General features: G+C 62.2%; 21 protein-coding genes. 16 read left to right on the forward strand and 5 right to left on the reverse strand.

The window, feature by feature from the left end:
- The first annotated feature begins 17 nt into the window (after positions 1-17).
- On the forward strand, positions 18-1,085 hold the full coding sequence (hppD, locus tag AC1RTP_RS04820; protein ID WP_498605204.1) for a 4-hydroxyphenylpyruvate dioxygenase: 1,068 nt from the start codon (positions 18-20) through the stop codon (positions 1,083-1,085).
- Here the strand turns inward: hppD and AC1RTP_RS04825 are convergent.
- Positions 1,082-1,915 (reverse strand): universal stress protein, encoded by an 834-nt coding sequence (locus AC1RTP_RS04825; RefSeq protein ID WP_498605206.1) that lies wholly within the window; start codon positions 1,913-1,915, stop codon positions 1,082-1,084. The two genes, hppD and AC1RTP_RS04825, sit on opposite strands and share 4 nt — an antisense overlap.
- 57 nt (positions 1,916-1,972) lie before the next feature.
- Here AC1RTP_RS04825 and AC1RTP_RS04830 point away from each other — a divergent pair, with 57 nt between their 5' ends.
- Genes AC1RTP_RS04830 through AC1RTP_RS04850 form a run of 5 tightly spaced genes read left to right on the forward strand, consistent with a single transcriptional unit; the run spans position 1,973 to position 8,675 of the window.
- On the forward strand, positions 1,973-2,743 hold the full coding sequence (locus AC1RTP_RS04830) for a substrate-binding periplasmic protein (protein ID WP_498605207.1): 771 nt from the start codon (positions 1,973-1,975) through the stop codon (positions 2,741-2,743).
- Complete coding sequence (locus tag AC1RTP_RS04835; RefSeq protein ID WP_498605209.1) at positions 2,740-3,060, forward strand: hypothetical protein; 321 nt, start codon at positions 2,740-2,742, stop codon at positions 3,058-3,060. The genes AC1RTP_RS04830 and AC1RTP_RS04835 overlap by 4 nt, the downstream gene beginning before the upstream one ends.
- A 54-nt stretch (positions 3,061-3,114) precedes the next feature.
- Positions 3,115-4,341, forward strand: a complete 1,227-nt coding sequence (locus AC1RTP_RS04840; protein WP_498605211.1) for a TolC family protein — start codon at positions 3,115-3,117, stop codon at positions 4,339-4,341.
- The gene (locus AC1RTP_RS04845; RefSeq protein ID WP_498605213.1) at positions 4,338-5,498 is read left to right on the forward strand and encodes an efflux RND transporter periplasmic adaptor subunit; all 1,161 of its coding nucleotides are present in this window, start codon (positions 4,338-4,340) and stop codon (positions 5,496-5,498) included. The genes AC1RTP_RS04840 and AC1RTP_RS04845 overlap by 4 nt, the downstream gene beginning before the upstream one ends.
- A 9-nt stretch (positions 5,499-5,507) precedes the next feature.
- The gene (locus AC1RTP_RS04850) at positions 5,508-8,675 is read left to right on the forward strand and encodes an efflux RND transporter permease subunit (protein ID WP_498605215.1); all 3,168 of its coding nucleotides are present in this window, start codon (positions 5,508-5,510) and stop codon (positions 8,673-8,675) included.
- Here the strand turns inward: AC1RTP_RS04850 and AC1RTP_RS04855 are convergent.
- Complete coding sequence (locus AC1RTP_RS04855) at positions 8,635-9,513, reverse strand: LysR family transcriptional regulator (RefSeq protein WP_498605216.1); 879 nt, start codon at positions 9,511-9,513, stop codon at positions 8,635-8,637. The two genes, AC1RTP_RS04850 and AC1RTP_RS04855, sit on opposite strands and share 41 nt — an antisense overlap.
- Positions 9,514-9,618: 105 nt before the next feature.
- Here AC1RTP_RS04855 and AC1RTP_RS04860 point away from each other — a divergent pair, with 105 nt between their 5' ends.
- The 4 genes from AC1RTP_RS04860 (at position 9,619) to AC1RTP_RS04875 (ending at position 12,277) form a co-directional block, all read left to right on the forward strand.
- Complete coding sequence (locus AC1RTP_RS04860; protein ID WP_498605218.1) at positions 9,619-10,677, forward strand: alkene reductase; 1,059 nt, start codon at positions 9,619-9,621, stop codon at positions 10,675-10,677.
- 26 nt (positions 10,678-10,703) lie between these two features.
- The gene (locus AC1RTP_RS04865; RefSeq protein ID WP_498605219.1) at positions 10,704-11,300 is read left to right on the forward strand and encodes a DUF4124 domain-containing protein; all 597 of its coding nucleotides are present in this window, start codon (positions 10,704-10,706) and stop codon (positions 11,298-11,300) included.
- A 72-nt stretch (positions 11,301-11,372) separates the two neighbouring features.
- Positions 11,373-11,720 (forward strand): hypothetical protein, encoded by a 348-nt coding sequence (locus tag AC1RTP_RS04870; protein WP_498605221.1) that lies wholly within the window; start codon positions 11,373-11,375, stop codon positions 11,718-11,720.
- Positions 11,721-11,752: 32 nt separating this feature from the next.
- Positions 11,753-12,277 carry a hypothetical protein gene (locus tag AC1RTP_RS04875; protein WP_498605223.1) on the forward strand — a complete coding sequence of 175 codons (525 nt, stop codon included), beginning with the start codon at positions 11,753-11,755 and terminating at the stop codon, positions 12,275-12,277.
- 106 nt (positions 12,278-12,383) lie between these two features.
- On the opposite strand, the gene AC1RTP_RS04880 is transcribed toward AC1RTP_RS04875, so the two are convergent.
- A complete protein-coding gene (locus AC1RTP_RS04880; RefSeq protein ID WP_498605224.1) occupies positions 12,384-12,713 on the reverse strand; it encodes a hypothetical protein in 330 nt (109 codons plus the stop codon).
- A gap of 64 nt (positions 12,714-12,777) precedes the next feature.
- Between AC1RTP_RS04880 and AC1RTP_RS04885 the strand changes: the two genes are divergently transcribed.
- Positions 12,778-13,155 carry a GFA family protein gene (locus tag AC1RTP_RS04885; RefSeq protein ID WP_498605225.1) on the forward strand — a complete coding sequence of 126 codons (378 nt, stop codon included), beginning with the start codon at positions 12,778-12,780 and terminating at the stop codon, positions 13,153-13,155.
- On the opposite strand, the gene AC1RTP_RS04890 is transcribed toward AC1RTP_RS04885, so the two are convergent.
- Positions 13,141-13,944: a ferritin-like domain-containing protein gene (locus AC1RTP_RS04890; RefSeq protein ID WP_498605226.1), complete on the reverse strand. Its 804-nt coding sequence runs from the start codon at positions 13,942-13,944 to the stop codon at positions 13,141-13,143. The two genes, AC1RTP_RS04885 and AC1RTP_RS04890, sit on opposite strands and share 15 nt — an antisense overlap.
- A gap of 108 nt (positions 13,945-14,052) precedes the next feature.
- On the opposite strand from AC1RTP_RS04890, the gene AC1RTP_RS04895 reads away from it, so the two are divergent.
- On the forward strand, positions 14,053-14,409 hold the full coding sequence (locus AC1RTP_RS04895) for a hypothetical protein (RefSeq protein ID WP_498605228.1): 357 nt from the start codon (positions 14,053-14,055) through the stop codon (positions 14,407-14,409).
- A gap of 6 nt (positions 14,410-14,415) precedes the next feature.
- Here the strand turns inward: AC1RTP_RS04895 and AC1RTP_RS04900 are convergent, their stop codons facing one another.
- Complete coding sequence (locus AC1RTP_RS04900) at positions 14,416-14,850, reverse strand: DUF411 domain-containing protein (RefSeq protein WP_498605230.1); 435 nt, start codon at positions 14,848-14,850, stop codon at positions 14,416-14,418.
- Positions 14,851-14,944: 94 nt separating this feature from the next.
- On the opposite strand from AC1RTP_RS04900, the gene AC1RTP_RS04905 reads away from it, so the two are divergent.
- The 4 genes from AC1RTP_RS04905 to AC1RTP_RS04920 all read left to right on the forward strand — a co-directional run bounded on the left by AC1RTP_RS04905 (position 14,945) and on the right by AC1RTP_RS04920 (position 17,601).
- Positions 14,945-15,529 carry a TetR/AcrR family transcriptional regulator gene (locus AC1RTP_RS04905; protein WP_498605232.1) on the forward strand — a complete coding sequence of 195 codons (585 nt, stop codon included), beginning with the start codon at positions 14,945-14,947 and terminating at the stop codon, positions 15,527-15,529.
- A 56-nt stretch (positions 15,530-15,585) separates the two neighbouring features.
- A complete protein-coding gene (curA, locus tag AC1RTP_RS04910) occupies positions 15,586-16,620 on the forward strand; it encodes an NADPH-dependent curcumin/dihydrocurcumin reductase (protein ID WP_498605233.1) in 1,035 nt (344 codons plus the stop codon).
- 82 nt (positions 16,621-16,702) lie between these two features.
- The gene (locus tag AC1RTP_RS04915; RefSeq protein WP_498605235.1) at positions 16,703-17,056 is read left to right on the forward strand and encodes a hypothetical protein; all 354 of its coding nucleotides are present in this window, start codon (positions 16,703-16,705) and stop codon (positions 17,054-17,056) included.
- A 2-nt stretch (positions 17,057-17,058) separates the two neighbouring features.
- A complete protein-coding gene (locus AC1RTP_RS04920; RefSeq protein ID WP_498605236.1) occupies positions 17,059-17,601 on the forward strand; it encodes a GNAT family N-acetyltransferase in 543 nt (180 codons plus the stop codon).
- Positions 17,602-17,622: the final 21 nt, after the last annotated feature.

A 17,622-nucleotide genomic window follows, 5' to 3' on the forward strand; every position in this document is an offset into this window, starting at 1 on the left:
CTTTCCGGAGACAGCAAATGACCGACTCACTGTGGGACAACCCGATGGGCACCGACGGCTTCGAATTCATCGAATACGCGGCGCCGGACCCGGTCGCAATGGGCAAGACTTTCGAGGCAATGGGCTTTACCGCCGTGGCGCGCCACCGTAGCAAGGATGTCACCCTGTACCGCCAGGGCGACGTCAATTTCCTGTTGAATGCCGAAAGGGATTCGTTCGCACAGCGCTTCGCCGAAATGCACGGTCCATCGATATGCGCAATCGGCTTCCGCGTAAAAGACGCGGCCTACGCCTACAAGCGCGCGCTGAAACTGGGCGCCTGGGGCTTCGAAAGCAAGGCCGGCCCGATGGAACTGAACCTGCCGGCAATCAAAGGCATCGGCGACTCGCTGATCTACCTGGTTGACCGTTGGCCAGGCAACGGCAATATCAGCATTTACGATGTGGACTTCGAACCGATTCCGGGCGTTGACCAGAACCCGAAAGGCCATGGCCTGACTTACATCGACCACCTGACCCACAATGTGCACCGTGGCCGCATGGGTGAGTGGGCTGAATTCTACGAGCGCCTGTTCAACTTCCGCGAAGTGCGCTACTTCGACATCGAAGGCCAGGTTACCGGCGTCAAGTCGAAAGCCATGACCAGCCCTTGCGGCAAGCTGCGCATCCCGATCAACGAAGAAGGCACCGACCGTCCCGGCCAGATCCAGGAATACCTGGACGCCTATCGCGGCGAAGGCATCCAGCACATCGCCATGGGTAGCGACAACCTGTTCGAGTCCGTCGACAGGCTGCGCGCCTCCGGCGTAAAGCTGCTCGATACCATCGACACCTACTACGAACTGGTCGACCGCCGTATTCCTGGCCACGGCGAGCAACTGCAAGCCCTGCGCGACCGCAAGATCCTGATCGACGGTAAGCCGGGCGACCTGCTGCTGCAGATCTTCTCGGAAAACCAGCTGGGCCCAGTGTTCTTCGAATTCATCCAGCGCAAGGGCAACCAGGGCTTTGGCGAAGGTAACTTCAAAGCCCTGTTCGAGTCGATTGAGCTGGACCAGATGCGCCGCGGCGTTTTGACTGTTTAATGCGCCATCAGTACTGGCAGCGTTGCCGTTGCCAGTACCGTGCGTGTGGCGCCGCCCATCATCAATTCGCGGAAACGGCTATGGCCGTAGCCGCCCATCACCAGCAGGTCGGCGTTAAAGTCGGCCGCCAGTGACAGCAGGGCCTTGCCGGGATCCGTCGGCTCGGGCCTGCGCAGCACTTCTACGTTCACGCCGTGGCGCGCCAGGTAAAGTGCGATGTCGGCGCCGGGCGATTCGCCCAGCAGGTCGCCATTTCCCAGCACGGCAAGGGTCACCTGTTCCGCACCGCGCAGCAGGGGCAGGGCTGCGGTGACTGCCTTCGCGGCCTCTGGGCTGCCGTTCCACGCCACCAGGACCCGCTTGCCGATCGTCGGAAAACGTCCGCTTCGCGGTACAAGCAGCACTGGCCGGCCGCAATTCAGCAGCACGTAATCGGGCAGGTCGGGTAGCAGGTTTGCTTCATTGCTCTCCGCTGCGGCGGCCTGGCCAAGCACCACCAGGTCGGCATAGCGCGCCTGCAGGCAAAGGCCGGCGTATTCATCGTCATTGCTGCCGCGTGCCTCGTGGGAGGGAACACCGAGCTTTTCGACAATATTGTTGAACTGTTCCAGTGCCTGCTGCACGCGCTCTTCGGCGCGGCGCAGGTAATCGGCCAGATAGACGCCGCTGCCCTCATAGCTGCGGCCAGCGAGCATCGAGCGCGGCATGCCGGTCATTGCCGCGCCGACCAGATGGGCGTCCTCGCGCAGGGCCAGAGAGGCGGCCAGCGCAATACGCGCTTCGGTATTGGAGGCGCGGTCGGCATGAACGACGATGGTGCGGTAAGACATGGTGTCCTCCTGTGTTGTTGATGTCTCCAGTTTGCGTCAATTTGCAGTGCCCGATCCATGACCTGGGTCAAGCCGCTCTGCTATCATCGACGCATGGCTCCTATCCGGCTTGCATGCTTATGTTTGTTGCTGGCGCTGAGCCCAGCCGCGATGGCTGGGCCGGGGGAGCTGGTGTTCGTCGCTGCGACCAATCACAACATGCCCTTGTCCCGATTTCATGATGGAGAGTTGGTCGATGGTATTGTGAAAGACTTGGGCGATAGCATTGCACATCGCATGGGGTTGCGCGTCCGCTATGTCAGTGCACCGGCCAAACGGGTTGCCGAATTCCTTGTGGGCGGCAGGGCGGACGGGGTCTGTTTCGTGCTCCCGCGCTGGCTCCCGGGAGCATTCAACTGGAGCCAGCCGCTGATTCCCGATTCGGGTGTGCTGGTGTCGCGCGTCGAAGCGCCGCCGGTGCGTGTCCTGTCGGACTTGGCTAATAAACCAGTGGGCACCGTGCTTGGCTACTCGTATTCGATGATCGAGTCGGAGCTCGGGCGCGCTTTCGTTCGGGAAGATGCACCTTCGATGGAGCTGAATATTTCGAAGATCCAGCATGGGCGGATGCAGTACGCGATCATGGGGCGCATGAACGCGGAATACCTGATGCAGATCGACCCCTTGCATAAACTACGCATCGATTTCGAGTTTGACCCTTTCATGGCCCAATGCGCGTTTTCGCTGAAGTCCGCCATTCCTTTCAGCGACATCCAGCACGCGATCGGCACCCTGATATCCGATGGCAGTGTAGAGCGCTTGTTGAAGCGCTATAATGGCGCACCATGAGTATCCGGCGCGTCCTTGTCATCCTGCTGCTGTTCCTGCTCCCGCTCCAGGCGACCCTGGCTGCGGCGGACAGCTGCTGCCTGGTCGCTAAGGTCTTGCAGGCTGGCGAGCACACCGCTTCCGCGCAGGATTTGCCGGATTCGGACGGCGGCTGCTGCACGCAGTGCGATTTTTGCCATCACTTCCACGCGCCGTTTATCGCTGCTCCCGCCAGCGACACCCAGTACACTGAATCTATCGCTCCGGTGCAGCCGCCGGAGCCGCCTATTCATTCCTTTATTCCGGATATTCCTCCGCGTCCCGACAGGCTCCGCTGATTGATCCGGCTGCGTCTTGCAGCCGTTCCCCATCAATCATCAAGGAGCAAAATTGTGAAGAGCATTTGCGTGCCCTTGCTGGCGGCCATTTTCATGGCGCCGGCGTGGGCGCAACCATCATTGACGCTTGCCGATGCGCTGGAACGTGCGCGGCAAAGCAATCCCGAGCTGCGGGCGCTGGCGCTGGAAGCAGCGGCTGTCGACGCGGCCGGACGACAGGCGGCGCTTCCGCCAAATCCTGCAATGGAATATCTGCGTGAAGGGAAGTCTAGCCAGGGCGGGTCTTCCACCATCCAGCTATCGATTCCGCTTGAACTGGGCGGAAAACGTTCGGCTCGGATGGCTGTGGCGCGCGCCGGCAGCCGCGCCGCGGCGCTGGAATTGGCCGTCGGCCAGGCGCGGGTCGAGGCCGAAGTCGCAGCGGCCTATCATCAGACCTGGCTCGCGCAGCAGCATGTGGCGCTGGCTGCGCAGGTCAGCGAAACCGGGCGGCGTTCGAGCGATGCGGCTGCGCGCCGTGTCCTGGCGGGAAAGATCTCGCCTGTCGAGGAGGCGCGGGCGCGGGTGGCGGAAGCTAACTGGCGCATGGAGGGCGTAACGGCCCAGCGCGAGCTTGACGAGGCGCGCATCCGCCTCGCCAGCTTGCTGGGCAGCTCGGCTGGCGAGATTGGGACGCTGACGGCGCCGGCATCGCCGGAGGATGCAGTGATGCCGGCCGCTCGCGTTGATCAGTTGCTCTCGTCTGCGCCGGCAATTGAACGTGCGCTGGCGGAAGTCGAAGCCGGCGACGCTTCCGTGCAATTGGAGCGCGCGCAGCGCATGCCCGACGTTTCGCTGATCCTGGGCGCCAAGCGTGAGGGGCCGGAACGTGAGCGCGTTCGGCAGAACATCATTGGGCTGTCGGTGCCGCTCCCGCTTTTCAATCGCAACCAGGGCGCGATCGCGGCGGCCGAACACCGCGCGGACAAGGCGCGTGCGGAGCTTGAGGCCACCCGACTGCGAGTGCGCGCCGAGGTTTTGCAGGCGCATGCGCGCATGCAGGCGGCGCTGCAGCAGGCACGCCTGGTGCGCCAGGACGTCTTGCCCGGCGCGCAGTACGCGGCCGACGCGGCGATGAAGGGCTTCGAAGCGGGCAAATTCAACTACGTCGAGGTGCTGGACGCACAGCGTACCTGGGTGCAGGCACAGGGCCAGCATCTGAGGGCCATCTCCGACTTCTATCGCGCCAAAGCCGACCTGGCAAAGCTGGTCGGCGCCGCGGACATCAAGGATTTGAAATGAACAAGCATCAGAAAATCACCATTACGGCCATGGTGGCCGTTGCAGTCCTGCTGGCGGGCGGCGTGTTGGGCTGGGAGCGCGCACCGGCTGCTGCGGAAGCACCGCACGCCGTGGAAGCGCCGCATTCGGTAGCGATTCCCTTTACGGACGCGCAAGTCGCAGCTGCCGACATCCAGATGCGCATTGCCGCAGCAGCGCGGCTGGAAACCTTCGTCCGCCTGCCGGGTGAGGTCAAACTGAACGAAGACCGCACTGCCCACGTTACGCCGCGTGTGGACGGCATTGTGCAGGAAGTCCAGGCTAACCTTGGCCAGCAGGTCCGCAAGGGCCAGTTGCTGGCCGTCGTCGCCAGCGCCGAAGTCTCCGAGCAACGCAGCACCCTGGCCGCCGCCGAAAAGCGCGCCGCCCTGGCGTACGCCGTCTACCAGTCCGAGAAAAAACTGTGGGAAGAAAAGGTCTCCGCCCGCCAGGACTACTTGAAAGCGGAGCAGGAGTGGCATGAAACCAGCATCGCCGTGCAGAACGCACGCCAAAAGCTGGTGGCAATCGGCGCAGGCGGCTCGGGCAAGGGCGCGTTCAACCGCCTGGAAATCCGGGCGCCGTTCGATGGCCTGGTGGTCGACAAGCATATCGCTGTCGGCGAGGCAATCGGCGCGGAGACCAAGGTCTTCACCGTATCCGACCTGCGCCAAGTGTGGGCGGAAGTGGTGGTGCCGGCGAAGGATCTCGAAATCGTCAAAGTCGGCACGGAAGCAGTGTTGCATTCCGCCGCCTCCGACGCCGCAGTAAAGGGAAAGGTGAGCTTCGTCAGCGCCATGATCGGCGAGCAGACCCGCGCCGCCCGTGCCCGCGTGGTGCTGGACAACCCCAAGCTGGCCTGGCGCCCTGGCCTGTTCGTCGACGTCGACGTAGTCACCGGCGCGGCCGAAGTGCCGGTCGCCGTAGAAAAGGAAGCCTTGCAAACGCTGAACGGCGCCCAGGTCGTGTTCCAGCGCGACGGGCAGGCATTCAAACCTGTGCCGGTCACGGTCGGCCGTTCGGACGGCAAGCTGGTGGAAATCACCTCCGGCCTTCGCCCGCAAGCCCAATACGCCGCAGCCCACAGCTTCACCATCAAGGCGGAGCAGGGCAAGGGCGCTGCCGGCCATGAAGATTAAGGAGCCGCCATGTTAAGCAGAATTATCCAGGCCTGCATCAGCCACCGCTGGCTGGCCATGTTCGCTGTCCTGGCGATGGCCGTGCTGGGGGTAGTCAGTTACCAGAAGCTGCCTATTGACGCGGTGCCGGACATTACCAATGTCCAGGTACAGATCAATACCGCAGCAGCCGGCTTCTCGCCGCTGGAAGTCGAACAGCGCATCACGTTTCCGATCGAGTCGTTGATGGCAGGCCTGCCGCGCCTTGAACAGACACGTTCACTGTCGCGCTACGGCCTGTCGCAGGTGACTGTCGTCTTCAAGGACGGTACCGACATCCACTTCGCGCGCCAGCTGGTGAGCCAGCGCATCCAGGAAGCGCGCGGTCAGCTGCCGGTCGGCCTTACGCCCACCATGAGCCCCATTGCCACCGGCCTGTCCGAGATTTATTTGTGGACGGTGGATGCAGCGCCTGATGCGCGCAAGCCTGACGGCACGCCTTACACGCCGACTGACCTGCGCGAAATCCAGGACTGGATCATCAAGCCGCAGTTGCGCAACGTCCCCGGCGTCACCGAGATCAACTCGATCGGCGGCTACGACAAGGAATACCTGGTCGCGCCAACGCCCGCCAAGCTGGCATCTTATGGCCTGAGCCTGTCGGATGTCGTCACCGCGCTGGAGCGCAACAACGGCAACGTCGGCGCAGGCTATATCGAGAAGGAGGGCGAGCAATACCTGCTGCGCGCACCGGGCCAGCTCAAATCGGTGGACGACATCGGTAACATCGTGGTCGTCACAATCGATGGCGTGGCGGTGCGCGTTGCCGACGTGGCGACGGTCGGCATCGGCGCGGAATTGCGCACCGGCGCCGCTACCCGCAACGGCCGCGAGGTGGTTCTCGGCACTGTGTTCATGCTGATCGGCGAGAACAGCCGCGCGGTAGCACTGGCGGTGGACAAGAAGATGGTCGATATCAATCGCAGCCTGCCTGCCGGCGTTTCGGCCACGCCGGTCTACAACCGCACCGTGCTGGTGGAAAAAGCCATCGCCACCGTCAAGCGCAACCTGCTCGAAGGAGCGGTGCTGGTGATCGCTGTGCTGTTCCTCTTCCTCGGCAACCTGCGCGCGGCGCTGATCACAGCCCTGGTCATCCCGCTGTCGATGCTGTTCACCTTCACCGGCATGGTGGCGAACAACGTCAGCGCCAACCTGCTTAGCCTTGGCGCGCTCGATTTCGGTATCATCGTCGACGGCGCCGTGGTAATCGTGGAAAACTGCGTGCGGCGCCTCGCGCATGCGCAGAACAAGGCGGGACGCACGCTGACGCGCGAAGAGCGCTTTGCGGAAGTCTTCGCCGCCGCGCACGAAGCCCGCAGGCCGCTGATGTTTGGGCAGTTGATTATTATGATCGTCTACCTGCCGATCTTCGTGTTGTCCGGGATCGAGGGCAAGATGTTCCATCCGATGGCGTTCACCGTGGTGACCGCCTTGCTGGGCGCGATGCTGCTGTCGATTACCTTTGTGCCGGCCGCCGTGGCGCTGTTCATGAATAAGCCGGTGCGCGAGGAAGAGGGGCGCTTGATGTTGGCGGCGCGGCGCGGCTACGGTCGCTGCCTGGACTATGTGATGGCCAATCGCCCGGTGGTATTCACTGCTGCCGGACTGTTGCTGGCGCTGTCGGCCTTGCTGGCGACACGGCTTGGAACGGAATTCGTCCCCAACCTGGACGAAGGCGACTTTGCCGTGCTGACGGTGCGTATTCCTGGCACCGGCCTGGCGCAATCGGTGCAGATGCAGCAGCAAATCGAAAAGACCCTGGTAGCGAAATTCCCGGAAATCGCCAATGTCTTCGCCCGCACCGGCACGGCGGAAATCGCCTCCGACCCGATGCCGCCAAGTATTTCGGACGGCTACATCATGCTCAAGCCGGAAAGCCAATGGCCCAAGCCGAAACGCAGCCGCGCGGACCTGCTGGCAGCGATCAAAACCGCGCTGGAGCAACTGCCCGGCAACAGTTATGAGTTCAGCCAGCCTATCCAGCTGCGCGTGAACGAGCTGATATCCGGCGTGCGCAGCGACGTCGCTGTGAAGGTATTCGGCGACGACCTCGATGTGCTGAACGCCAAGGCCGCCGCCATCGGCGAGATCCTCGAAAAGATCCCCGGCGCGACTGGAGTCAAGGTCGAGCAGACCACCGGCCTGCCGATGCTGCAAGTCCAGGTTGACCGCGAGCGCGCGGCCCGCCTTGGTCTGAACATCGCTGAAGTGCAGGAGTTGATCGCGACCGCCACTGCGGGGCGCGAAGCCGGCGCCATGTTCGAAGGCGACCGCCGTTTCGACATCGTGGTGCGGCTGCCGGAAGCACTGCGGTCGGACATCGAACTTCTCAAGCGGCTACCGGTGCCTTTGCCGAAGCGGGAAGGTGCGCGTCCCGCCTATGTCACGCTCGCGGAAATCGCCAACTTCGATACTGCGCCGGGACCCAACCAGCTAAGCCGCGAGCAGGGCAAGCGCCGCGTGGTGGTGACGGTCAACATGCAGGACCGCGACATCGGCTCCTTCGTCGAAGAAGCGCAGCAGGCAGTGTTGAAAGGAGTGAACCTGCCGGCTGGCTACTGGCTGGCGTGGGGCGGCCAGTTCGAGAACCTGCAGAATGCAGCGCAACGCCTCAAACTCGTGGTGCCGGCATCGCTGGCACTGGTGTTCGCCTTGCTGTTCCTGATGTTTAACAATGCCCGCGATGGCGCGCTGGTATTCACCGGCATTCCATTTGCGCTGACCGGCGGCATCTTCGCTCTCTGGATGCGTGGAATACCGCTGTCGATCTCGGCGGCGGTTGGCTTTATCGCCTTATCAGGCGTGGCGGTGTTGAACGGGCTGGTAATGATCGCTTTCATACGCAGCCTGCGCGAACAAGGACAGCCGCTGGCCGAAGCGGTGCACAATGGCGCGCTGGTGCGGCTCCGGCCCGTACTGATGACGGCCCTGGTGGCGTCGCTTGGCTTCGTGCCAATGGCGATCGCCACAGGTACCGGCGCCGAAGTCCAGCGCCCATTGGCGACCGTCGTCATTGGAGGCGTGCTGTCGTCCACGGCGCTCACGTTGCTGCTGTTGCCGCTGCTGTACAGGCTGGCGTATGAGCGTGCACGCGAGCCTAACCCACTTGGGCTAAACGCTCCCGCAGGAACTCAATAAATCGCTGGGTCTTGGCTGGGACCAGTCGAGTCTCGGTCAGGGCATAAACAGGCGTTGGTTTGCCATGCCATTGCGGCAGGATGCGTCGCAAGCGTCCTGCCGCAACATCGTCGGCGACGATCAATTCCGGCAGCAGCAGGATGCCCATGTCGAAGGTCGCCATGCGGCGTATCAGTCCCACACTGTTGATCGCAAAGCGGCCGCTGGTGCTCACCGATACGCTTTGTTCGCCATTGAGCAGCGTCCAAGTGGATGCCTTCGTCAGGCCAAGGCAAGCGTGTTTCTCAAGGTCGGCCGGCGCAAGCGGTTCGCCATGCTGCGCGAGGTAGCTTGGAGAGGCATACAACTGCGGCGTGAGCTGTGCAAGCTGGCGCGCAATCAGCTGTGAATCCGCTAATTCCCCCATGCGTATCGCCACGTCATATGGTTCGCTGACCAAGTCCACGCGGCGCGAGGTCAGGTCAAGCTCGAAGGTGAGGCCGGGATAGCGCTGCGCGAATTCCGCGATCAGGGGCGCCAGGTAAGTCTGGGCAAAGTCCACCGGCAGTGAAGCGCGCAGCACGCCGGTCGGCTGCGCCAGCATGCCGCCCAATTGCTCGTGGGCCAGGCGCGCTTCGTCGACGATGCGTTTGCAGCGCTCGAAGTAAACCTGGCCTGCCTCGGTCAACTCGATCTTGCGGGTGGTCCGGTGCAGAAGGCGTAGGCCGATGAGTTTTTCCAGCGCGGCGATGCGGCGCGAAACGGTCGAATTCGGGATGCCCAGCACCTCGCCGGCGCCGCGAAATCCCTTGGCCTTCACCACTTCGACAAACAAGGCCATGTCATTCAGGTATTCCAATGATTGCTCCGCCTATGGATCAATGTTCTGCAATTTACCATATTTATCTCATTTCGAAGGTGGTGGATGATGGCGCATCTTCCATCACTAAGTAGGAAAACCGAAATGAGCAAACTGTTTGAATCCGTCCGCGTCGGACGCTATACGCTGGCCAACCGCCTCGCCATGGGCCCGATGACGCGCAGCCGCGCACAGTACGACGGCACGCCGGGCGAGCTGGCGGCCGAGTACTATGCGCAGCGCGCCAGCACGGGCCTGATCGTGACCGAGGGTACGCAGCCTTCGGAAGACGGCCAGGGTTATATGGCGACGCCGGGCATCCATACCGATGCCCACGTCGCAGGATGGAAGAGGGTGGCCGACGCGGTGCATGCGAAGGGCGGCCACCTTTTCATCCAGTTGATGCATGCGGGCCGCATGTCGCATCCGGACAATACGCCGCACCACCGCCAGGGCGTGGCGCCATCGGCGATAGCGCCGGGCACTCCGATGTTCACGCCGGCCGGCATGCAGGACATCCCGGTCCCGCGCGCGTTAAGCACCGAAGAAGTTCGCCAGACCGTCGACGATTTCCGGATCGCCGCTCGCCGCGCCATCGAGGCCGGAGCCGATGGCGTGGAAATCCACGGCGCCAACGCCTATCTGGTGCAGCAGTTCTTCGCACCAAGCGCCAACACGCGCGGCGACCAATACGGCGGCTCCATTGAGAACCGCGCCCGTTTTGCCATTGAAGTAGCCAAAGCCATCGCCGACGAAATCGGCGCCGACCGCACCGCCATCCGCCTGTCGCCGGGCACCACGCTGTGGGGCATCGACGAAGGCGCAGAAGGCCCTGCGATGTACCGTCACCTGGTCGCGGAACTGGATAAGCTTGGCCTGGCTTACCTGCATATCATGCACCAGGGCGACGAAGCGCTGCTGGCCGATATGCGCAAGCTGTGGCGCGGCACCCTGGTGCTGAACCGCCCCGGTCGTCCACGCGAAGAAATCGGCGCCGACGTCGCATCGGGCCTTGCCGAAATGGAAGCCTATGGCCAGATGGTCCTGGCCAACCCCGACTTCGTTGCGCGCCTCAAAACCAACGCCCCGATCAACGCCGCAGACCGTAACACCTTCTTCGGCGGCGGCGCATCCGGTTACGTCGACTATCCTGCCTTGGCATAGAAAGATATTTGCGGCAAAATCCGCGAATGAAAACTTTACACAAAGCTAAGTGTTGGATCGCGCCGGTATTGCTGATCGCAGCAATACCGGCATATGCCCAGGTCTTCCGCTGCAAACAGCAAGACGGGAGCGTTGCCTACCAGGACACGCCTTGCGCGACGGGCGAGCAGAGGAAAGTAGCCAGTCCGGCGAGTGGGGCGGCGCCGTCCGCAGACGCGCCGCCGCCGATCGACTACAAGCAGAAACTCAATGAGCTGGACCGCCGGCGCAATATCCGGGAAGCGATCGCCGCCGGCACGCCGATGGTGTCGATGACAAGGGCTGAGCTGGACTCCGCGATGGGGCGCCCGGAAAGCGTGAATACCGGCCAATACGAAGACGCCGCGCAAGACCAGCTGATTTACAGGCGAGGCGGCCGCATATTCTATGTGTACGTAAAAGATGGCGTTGTGACTTCCGTCCAGAATAGGCAGGGCGCTCAGACAGCGCAGCGCAAGGCATGTCCAACGGAATTAGACATCAAGCGTATCGAGCTCGATATGAGTAAGCTCCAGAATCGCGACAACCATCGGCTCCAACTGGAGTTGCGTAAGCAGCTGGCCGAAGCGAAAGCCTGCCAATAAAATATTTAACTAGTGAAATTCTGAGAGTTTCTGAAGGGCCTTTGGCGGTTACCATACCGCCTTATGCGCCAAGTGTTTGTTACAGATAGTGATCGTGAATACAAGGATGCGTGGGACCGGCTTTCCCGCGCAGGCATCCCTGTATTCGAACCTTCCAAGCCCTCGAAAGAGGGAAGGGTTCTTTGCATCTGGCTCTCGCACCAGTATGACGACGCGCTGCAACTGATGCGCAATCCGCTGCACATCGTCGCCTCCGCCGTAACGAAGGAAGAATTCCTGCGCATCCAGGCGGCTGCCGATGCGCGCATGGACCGCACCCGCGACCATGCGTGGGAACGATCGTTGAATCGCGTGGTCGCCTGCGCATCGGTGCTGCTGATCAGCGGCTTGGTCTATATCGCTTTGCCGAATATGCTGTGAGTCCGGTTACCGAGCTTTTTACGGTCATCCGCATGGCCTATACCGCTACGTTTGCCGATGCTGTCGCTTCGGCGGCGGACGCGCATGCTGAAACGGCGCTGCGAAACGTGGACGGCGGGCTGGCTCTCGATGGTATGCTCGGTCTTCCAATGCGCATCGATCTCGTTCCGCGGCGCGGCGCCCAGGCCGGGCACCTGCTTTCGGTCGATTCCGAGCGGCGCATGCAGTTCAGCGTGCACACCGTCTCGATGACTCCAGCCATGATTTATGTCTCTCCGTTCGCCTGGGACGATGTGTCGCTGCGGGTCGCTGGCCTGATGGCGGAGCAGGTAGGCGCCGTGCTTGCACCATGGTTCATTGATTGGTTCGACCCTGAGGATGCCAATAGCCTGAACGAAGAGGGACTGTTCGGCGTGGTGCACTTTGCTTCCGATCCGCGCGATGACGACGGCATGGTCGCGATGGAGCTGGACCTGGGCTCGGCGCCCGTGCAGGCGCTGGAGGATTTGCTGTCGCGGCTTGCCGCAGCCGGCGCGCACGACATCAGGCTCGCCTGACTGTGGAGTTGTTAACGGTTTCTGTGGAAAACTCTGTTAACAAGAAAGCCCTCAACTCGGCAAGCGACTGATTCTAAACAGAATAAACTGATTGCACAATTTTCGATCAGCTCAGCCGTCCAAAGGTCAGGAAGATCCAGGCGGCGGCGATCACCACCATCCCCGCAATGGTCACGCAAGACCATGTGAAGAAATAGGCGGAAAGCACGGTGGCCTGCAGGGCGCGTTCGAGCAGCCAGCCCAGGCCAAAGTCGAAAGTGGCCATGAAGGTCCAGCGCCGGAAATAGATCGGCAGGTAGCGGCTCATGTACTTGTTGTGCTGCAGGGCCGCGTGGCGCTCGATCACATTGCGTGCCGCGCTGACGTCCTTGAACAGCCAGTCAAAGAAGATAAAGCGGTAGAGCAGGGTCCGGAAAGGCATCGCTTCGGTCGTCATATGCGTCTCCCTTGGGTGCCTGCTTATATTATCATTGCCCGCATCGTTCCTGCGGAGACAAGTGATGACGGAATATTTGCGCGGCGGCTGCCTGTGTGGCGGCGTTGAATACAAAGCAGACAAGTCCACGGTGCGCAAGGCGAGCCATTGCTATTGCACCATGTGCCAGAAACAGCATGGCGCGGCCGCAGGCAGCTATACCAATGTCGCCAGCGACAGCTTCATTTTCGAAAAAGGCGCGGAGCTGGTGACCGAATTTCACTCCTCCGAACATGGCCGCCGCGGCTTCTGCAAGGTGTGCGGCTCCACGCTGACCTGGCGCAGCACCCAGACTCCCGACCGCATCGCCATCACGCTCGGCACGCTGGAGCCGGAATACGATTTGCCCGTGCCGGACGAATTGTTCGTGGAGAATAAACCAGCCTGGCTACCCACCAAGTGAGCGCAGTTCTTCCTCGCTGAAGCCGGCCTTGCGGCGCGCCTCGAAATTGAATGGGCCGCGCACCGAGGCCTTATACTGCTCCACCAGCTCGGCGTAGGTGGCTACCGGGTCCAGCCCGCGCAAGCCGCACAGGTGCCAGTACCAGCGGTTGCCGATTTCCACGTGGCCGATTTCGTCGCGCAGGATGATGTCGAGGATGGCCGCAGCCGCCTCATCGCCGGCCTGCGCCAGCTTGGCGCGCAGCGGCGGAATCGCATCAAGGCCGCGCGCCTCCAGCGTGCGCGGCACCAGGGCCATGCGCGCCATCACGTCGCCGGTGGTTTTCTCCACCATTTCCCACAGGCTGCCGTGCGCGGTGTAGTCGCCGTAGGCGAAGCCCAAGGTGGCCAGGTGCGTCGACAATAGCGAGAAGTGGTAAGCCTCTTCTTTCGCCACCCGCAGCCAGTCCGTGTAAAACTGTTCCGGCATGGCGGGGAAGCGCCACATCGCGTCCAGCGCCAGGTTGACGGCGTTGAATTCAATATGGGCCAGCGCGTGCACCAACATGGCGCGGCCTTCCATCGTCGCCATCGATCGGCGGCCGACCAGGCGCGGCGCCACCAGCTCGGGGCGGGCAGGGCGGCCGGGGATGGTCGCGGCAGGCGTCGCCAGCTCGGCCGTTGCATCGAGCATCAGCGAACCTTCTGCCCAGGCCTCGGCCATGCCTGCAACGGCAGCTACTTTGGCGGCGGGATCGGGTTCGACCAAGCATTGCAGCGCGACGCTGCGGAGTTCAGGCTTTGCTTCCATGATTCAATATTGCACACAAGGGCCGACAGTATAGTGCTTCCTGGCCTGAGCGGGCCAGCGTGAGCCAGCGCACCGAACGCAGGCGCAGGCCTGGCGCAGAATGCCTGCATGGATACCCGAACCATATTATTTTCTGCCTGCGTGCTGTTCGGTGTCGCCGCTGCCGGCGGCATTGTGATGGCTCTGATACGCCTGGGGAAAAAGACCAATCCGCCGCACTGGATCGCCATGCTGCACGGCTTTCTCGCCGCTGCCGGCGTGACCTTGCTGGCCTACGTGACCATCTTCTCGCACACGCCTGACACGGCCCACTACGGCCTTATCGCGCTGGTGCTGGCCGCCGCCGGCGGCGTGTGGATGAACCTGGGCCGCCATCACCGCAATATGCTGATCCCGCAAAGCATCATGGTGGGACACGCCTTGCTGGCGGTGGCTGGTGTTGCGTTGGTGCTCCTGGCGTTGTAGCCGGCGTCAGTTGTAGTGCTGGTAGACGCGGGACGAGCCGTCAGGCAGCACCAGGTAGACGTCGTACGCATCCTTGCGCGGCCCCTCCATGCCCGGCGAGCCAAGCGGCATGCCCGGTGCAGCCAGCCCCTTTGCCTTGGGCTTTGCGGCGAGCAGGCGCTTGATGTCCGCGGCGGGCACATGGCCTTCGATGGCATAGCCTTCAACGACGGCCGTGTGGCAGGAACCCATGCGGTCTGGCATGCCCATCTTCTCCCGCGTGTCGGATGGGTTGGTAACATTGTGCGCCTCAACCTTGAAGTCATTGTCGCGGAGGTGCTTGACCCATGCTTCGCAGCAGCCGCAGGTGGCGCTCTTGTAGACGTTGATAATCGGCGTGGCTGCCATCGCCAGAGCCGGCACGGCCAGCATCGCGGCCAGGATTGATTGACGGATCTTCATGAAGCCATGGTGCCACGTACCGCGGCAGGGCAGAAATGACCTGGGTCAAAAATACTTCTAGACGACTGGTCTATTTCGCTCTAGACTGTGCCGCATGACCTCTTCCCAATACGCCGACGTACGCCAGGGCATCATCGATGTAGCCATGCCGCTGTTCAGGCATAAAGGCTTTACCGGTGTCGGCCTGACCGAGATCCTGGCCGCCGCCAAGGTGCCTAAGGGCTCGTTCTACCATTACTTCGGCTCGAAAGAAGCATTCGGCGCAGCCGTCATCGACGACTATTTCGACCGCACGCTGGCCCGCATCGACGAACTGCTGGCGCAGGGCGATACAGGCCGCCAGGGCCTGCTGAACTATTTCGAAGACTGGCGCGACTGTCAGTTGGGGGAAAACAGCCAATGCCTGGCTGTGAAACTGGGCGCGGAAGTGAGCGACTTGTCGGAAGCTTTGCGTGCATCCCTGCACCGCGGGACCAGCGGCATTACCTCGCGCCTGGAGCGCTGCATCGAGCGTGGCGCTGCGGACGGCTCGCTACCGCAAGGCCTCGATGCCAAAGTGCTGGCGGTGGCGCTGTATCAAAGCTGGGTAGGCGCAAGCCTGTTGGCCAAGATCAATCATGACCGCGGGCCGCTCGATACGGCCATGGCGGGTACGCAGCAAGTGTTGAACCAGACATAGTAAGCATTTTTTGCCCACATTCTAGACGACTGGTCTAATATTGAAAGGAGAAGCAAATGACGCAATCTGCCACCACCAACCGCCGCATCGTCCTTGCCGCCCGCCCCAAAGGCGCGCCGACTTCCGACAACTTCCGCCTTGAGCAGGCGCCGGTGCCAGCGCCGGGCGAAGGCCAGGTCCTGCTGCGCACCCTTTATCTCTCGCTCGACCCGTACATGCGCCAGTTGATGGACGAAGTGCCGCCGGCCTATGCGCCGCGCGTCGAAATCGGCTCGCATATGGTGGGCGGCACCGTCAACCGCGTTGTCGCTTCGCGCCATGCCGGTTTCAAGCCCGGCGACCTGGTACTGGGTAACGCCGGCTGGCAAGACTACGCGCTGTCCGATGGCAGCGACCTGCGTCCGCTGGGCGAGATGAAGCAGCCCTCGCTGGCGCTGGGCGGCCTTGGCATGCCTGCCTTCACCGCCTATGTCGGCCTGCTCGATATCGGCCAGCCCAAACCCGGCGAAACCGTCGTGGTGGCAGCGGCCACCGGCGCGGTTGGCGCCATCGTCGGCCAGATCGCCAAACTGAAGGGAGCGCGCGTGATCGGCATCGCGGGCGGTGCCGACAAGGTGGCCTTCGCCCGGGAGCAGTTAGGTTTCGACGTGGCGCTGGACCGGCACGACCCGCAGCTGGCGGACAAGCTGGCGCAAGCCGCGCCGGACGGCATCGACGTCTATTTTGAGAACGTGGGCGGCGCGGTGTTCGACGCGGTCCTTTCGCTGCTGAATGTTGGCGCCCGCGTGCCTGTCATCGGCGTGATTGCGCAATATAACCACATTGGTGCGCTGCAAGGAGCGGACCGCTTGCCGGCTGTAATGACGGCCATCCTGCAAAAGCGGATTCGCATGCAGGGACTGGTCATTCTTGATCATTATGAAACCCGTTACGAGGACTTCGCCAGAGACATGGCGGCTTGGGTCGGTGAGGGCAAGATTAAACTGCTTGAAGATGTGCTGGATGGACTTCCGCAAGCACCTCTAGGCCTGATCGGTCTGTTGCAGGGCAGCAATTTCGGCAAGGTCGTCGTTCGGGTCGCTGCAAGCTGAAATATATGCAAGTTAGTGGTAGCCGGGGCAATTTCCACATGGCATAATTGTTTTAGTTCTTAACAATATTCCTGAACAATTCATGAATGTGATCAGATTGATTGTGGCCTCTACAATGGCCCTGGCTGCAGCGGCGGCATTTGCATCGACCCAGCAGGCGAGTACCTGGGATAACCTGGTCGGAATGAAGTACGCCAAAGCCCGCAAGGAAGTAATCGACGCGGGCTGGCGTCCGGAGCACAAGAATGCTGCCCAAGAGTGGGAGCGCCAGCTGCAAGGCCAGTTCCCTGAGCTGCGTTCCTGCGACGGCGCCAGCGGCTATTGCACCCATTATTTCGTGTCGTACGACGGCGTCTGCCTGAAGGTGGTTACCGAGGGCGAAACCGTTGCTTCCTTCAAGGTACGCAGCGTCACCCAAGGCTGTCCTAAGCAGTAAGCATGACGTTTCACTTGCGGCGAGCCGTGATGGCCGACATGGCCGAGATCATGCGGCTCGAACGCGCCGGTTTTGCCGAAGCAATCCAGGAAACCGAGGCGACCTTCGCCGAACGCCTCTCGGCAGCACCCGAAGCTTGCTGGGTGCTGGCTGGCGAGGCAGGGCAACTGTACGGCTATCTTTGCGCCGAATTCTGGCCGCTGCAAGACGGCTTCGATGCAGGCCGTTTCGCCCGCGACCACGCTGCGGCCAATACCCACTTCACCGATGGCGAGGAAGTCTACGTCTCCTCAATGGTGGTCGACCCCGCAATGCGCGGCACCGGCTGGGGAAGGCGCCTGTTCCGCAATGCCCTGGCCGAAATGTTCGACCGCCACCAAAGCCTGCGCAGCACCATCCTGATCGTCAATCCCGAATGGCTGGCCGCTCGCCAGATTTACCGCGCCGAAGGCTTTGCCGAAATCGGCGAGATTGAAGGTTATTTCGCATCGACGGATGACGGTAAGCGCCTGCCAGCGATCGTGATGCGCCGCGCCTTGCGCTAACGAATCTGTGCATAATGGTCG

Source organism: Pseudoduganella sp. GW821-FHT11H04 (assembly GCF_058807935.1).

What these genes read in the sequence shown, in the direction of transcription:
- AC1RTP_RS04900 (WP_498605230.1), bottom strand. Translation starts at nt 14,850, where the DNA reads ATGAAGATCCGTCAATCAATCCTGGCCGCGATGCTGGCCGTGCCGGCT.
- AC1RTP_RS04915 (WP_498605235.1), top strand. Translation starts at nt 16,703, where the DNA reads ATGAATGTGATCAGATTGATTGTGGCCTCTACAATGGCCCTGGCTGCA.
- AC1RTP_RS04875 (WP_498605223.1), top strand. Translation starts at nt 11,753, where the DNA reads ATGGCCTATACCGCTACGTTTGCCGATGCTGTCGCTTCGGCGGCGGAC.
- AC1RTP_RS04895 (WP_498605228.1), top strand. Translation starts at nt 14,053, where the DNA reads ATGGATACCCGAACCATATTATTTTCTGCCTGCGTGCTGTTCGGTGTC.
- AC1RTP_RS04880 (WP_498605224.1), bottom strand. Translation starts at nt 12,713, where the DNA reads ATGACGACCGAAGCGATGCCTTTCCGGACCCTGCTCTACCGCTTTATC.
- AC1RTP_RS04920 (WP_498605236.1), top strand. Translation starts at nt 17,059, where the DNA reads ATGACGTTTCACTTGCGGCGAGCCGTGATGGCCGACATGGCCGAGATC.
- AC1RTP_RS04830 (WP_498605207.1), top strand. Translation starts at nt 1,973, where the DNA reads ATGACCTGGGTCAAGCCGCTCTGCTATCATCGACGCATGGCTCCTATC.
- curA (WP_498605233.1), top strand. Translation starts at nt 15,586, where the DNA reads ATGACGCAATCTGCCACCACCAACCGCCGCATCGTCCTTGCCGCCCGC.
- AC1RTP_RS04905 (WP_498605232.1), top strand. Translation starts at nt 14,945, where the DNA reads ATGACCTCTTCCCAATACGCCGACGTACGCCAGGGCATCATCGATGTA.
- AC1RTP_RS04865 (WP_498605219.1), top strand. Translation starts at nt 10,704, where the DNA reads ATGAAAACTTTACACAAAGCTAAGTGTTGGATCGCGCCGGTATTGCTG.
- AC1RTP_RS04835 (WP_498605209.1), top strand. Translation starts at nt 2,740, where the DNA reads ATGAGTATCCGGCGCGTCCTTGTCATCCTGCTGCTGTTCCTGCTCCCG.
- AC1RTP_RS04850 (WP_498605215.1), top strand. Translation starts at nt 5,508, where the DNA reads ATGTTAAGCAGAATTATCCAGGCCTGCATCAGCCACCGCTGGCTGGCC.
- AC1RTP_RS04860 (WP_498605218.1), top strand. Translation starts at nt 9,619, where the DNA reads ATGAGCAAACTGTTTGAATCCGTCCGCGTCGGACGCTATACGCTGGCC.
- AC1RTP_RS04890 (WP_498605226.1), bottom strand. Translation starts at nt 13,944, where the DNA reads ATGGAAGCAAAGCCTGAACTCCGCAGCGTCGCGCTGCAATGCTTGGTC.
- AC1RTP_RS04885 (WP_498605225.1), top strand. Translation starts at nt 12,778, where the DNA reads ATGACGGAATATTTGCGCGGCGGCTGCCTGTGTGGCGGCGTTGAATAC.
- AC1RTP_RS04845 (WP_498605213.1), top strand. Translation starts at nt 4,338, where the DNA reads ATGAACAAGCATCAGAAAATCACCATTACGGCCATGGTGGCCGTTGCA.
- AC1RTP_RS04825 (WP_498605206.1), bottom strand. Translation starts at nt 1,915, where the DNA reads ATGTCTTACCGCACCATCGTCGTTCATGCCGACCGCGCCTCCAATACC.
- hppD (WP_498605204.1), top strand. Translation starts at nt 18, where the DNA reads ATGACCGACTCACTGTGGGACAACCCGATGGGCACCGACGGCTTCGAA.